The sequence below is a fragment of the Chamaesiphon sp. OTE_75_metabat_556 genome, from assembly GCF_031378165.1.
Classification (GTDB): Bacteria; Cyanobacteriota; Cyanobacteriia; order Cyanobacteriales; family Chamaesiphonaceae; genus Chamaesiphon.
The window spans coordinates 1-2,048 of sequence record NZ_JANNDR010000347.1; the positions used below are offsets into that span (position 1 = coordinate 1).

General features: G+C 47.0%; 4 protein-coding genes. 2 read left to right on the forward strand and 2 right to left on the reverse strand.

The window, feature by feature from the left end; translation table 11 throughout:
- The coding region (locus RMO27_RS14075) for a hypothetical protein (protein WP_309733542.1) at positions 1 to 539 on the forward strand (539 nt) is incomplete at its 5' end.
- Positions 526 to 1,203 carry a hypothetical protein gene (locus tag RMO27_RS14080; RefSeq protein WP_309733545.1) on the forward strand — a complete coding sequence of 226 codons (678 nt, stop codon included), beginning with the start codon at positions 526 to 528 and terminating at the stop codon, positions 1,201 to 1,203. The genes RMO27_RS14075 and RMO27_RS14080, both read left to right, overlap by 14 nt.
- 44 nt (positions 1,204 to 1,247) lie before the next feature.
- Here the strand turns inward: RMO27_RS14080 and RMO27_RS14085 are convergent, their stop codons facing one another.
- Positions 1,248 to 1,586 (reverse strand): hypothetical protein, encoded by a 339-nt coding sequence (locus RMO27_RS14085; RefSeq protein WP_309733547.1) that lies wholly within the window; start codon positions 1,584 to 1,586, stop codon positions 1,248 to 1,250.
- Between the two features lie 77 nt (positions 1,587 to 1,663).
- The coding region (locus RMO27_RS14090) for a hypothetical protein (protein WP_309733549.1) at positions 1,664 to 2,048 on the reverse strand (385 nt) is incomplete at its 5' end.

Here is a 2,048-nt window from a genome sequence, read left to right on the forward strand (position 1 = left end):
CATCCGAATCAGCCACAAAATCGACTGTGGGTAGGTCGATTCCACTTAAATGCAAAAAGTGTGCCATGCTTTCAGCGGCTCAGGCTCAAGCTTTACATGGCACGGATGGGGATGGTTGTTGGAATCCCAAGGTTTGTTACAGTCGCAGATCCTATGCTCGTCATCGCGATCGCAAGAATCAGCAACGCAATCGGCATCGTCAAGAAACAGTCATTGAATTACCACCTACCGATCTGGCGGCGTTTGCAGATATACAATACGCTGTTTTGGTGGTCTATCGGGAGGCTGGAGCCGAATCGATCGTTCATGCAATTTCTGCGACTGTGTGGCAAGGGCAAGAGCGGGTTGCTATCGTCCAGCCGATTCACTGTATCGGGATGGTGCCGAGTCAAATCCATTTATATGTGAAGAAGCTATTGGCTTTGCTGGAGGATAAGTATGGCGTTCGCAAGTTTGCAGCGCAAGAACGACTAGACCCTTATTTATGCCCAATTCGTCCCTGCATTTATCATGGTGAGGTCGAGAATGCCACAGTTTGAATGGATTGACCTGCCAGTATGGACGGAAATTAAGGTGGCAGCGAGTGAGCCAGAATTCGCCGATCTAGCTAGGTTGTGGCAGGATGTGGAAGAGGCAATTGTTAATTTAGGCTGTCTGGGGCGGTTACAGGTGGCAGGGGAGGCAATTTCGCAGATTACCAATTTGTTTGAGTTGCGTTCGCAATTGGCATTTGAGTCGATTCAAGCGGTTGGAAGTGATGATGGCCCAGTGATGCCTGGGGATGCTTTCGATCGATATGTACGGCAAACGATGCAAATTGACTTCGATATCTACATCGAGCCTTTATCCAGTTTGCCGCGTAAGGTGTCTGAATTTTCAGAAAGTGAAGTTGATGAAGTTCACTCGGTTGTAGCTGAGATCGATCGAAAGGTTTTACTTGCGACGATTTTATCAGACCCAGTAGATCCGGAAACAGCTTATAGAGAAGCAATTGGATTGGCGCACGACGAAGATGTGTCGGCGTGGGGTGCGGCGATCTCGGAGCGGCTGGAGGAGTGGGGTCAGCCTACGTCATTATTGGCATTACAAGAATCGAGCGAGATGCCACTAGTACAGGTTTGGCTGGCGTTGCTGCTGAATGGATTTGAGATCGAGCAACGCGGTGAGTTCTACGATACAGAGCAGGTTTGGATTTTACGCTGATTTGAATTTGCAAGGGCAGTAGATCGATTACAACTAAATTAAACTCAAGGAATATCTAATAATTTGCGGACTAGATCTATCAATTCTCGTCCTTGAAAAGTTGGTTTTCCATGAATCCAATCGTCTCCCAGCCAAAACTTTGGCTGTTTACCACCTTTGTGAGTGTGTGAAAACGGATGAGTCGATCCGCCCCAAATTCCAAATTCATAGGCAATCGCAGCTTCTAATTCTCGATCTGTGAGTCCTTGTTGTTTTCGGGCACTCCAACGTTCCTTGGCACCAGAACAGGAATGTAGAGAACTCAACAAACACTGAATTTTGGGAGTAGTTAGATCGATCTTTTCTACTTCTTCTGGGAATAGTTCTAACTGAAAAATATTCATCCGATCGAACTTTATCAAAAAAAAGATCTAGCTGCCAACAAATAGTTGGCAGCTAGATCTATGACCAAATCGTGAAGCTACTGCAATAATGAATCGATCGTAATGCTAGCTTGATTCACTGGAATAAACACCCGCATCCGACAGTTCAACATCTCGCTAAAACAGCCGATACTCCGCAGCCAATCTAAGTCACTACGATCGTAAACCTCCAGAATCTCCAATCGATCTTCACCCTTAAAATAGTTACGTTGTAGCTTCCACTTACCCCCGATCGTGTAACTACTTTCACCCTCCCAAACTAGTTGGAAGATCGTCTCCGCATCCAGCGTTTCAGTGCTATCCACACCAAATTTCGCCAGTACGCCACCGATATCCTTCGCCTCGATCGCCCGTCCCAGCAGCACCCGTCCGTCGTTAGCCTGAAGCCGACAAACCTTCGGAGATTCCACGGGTAACTTATCC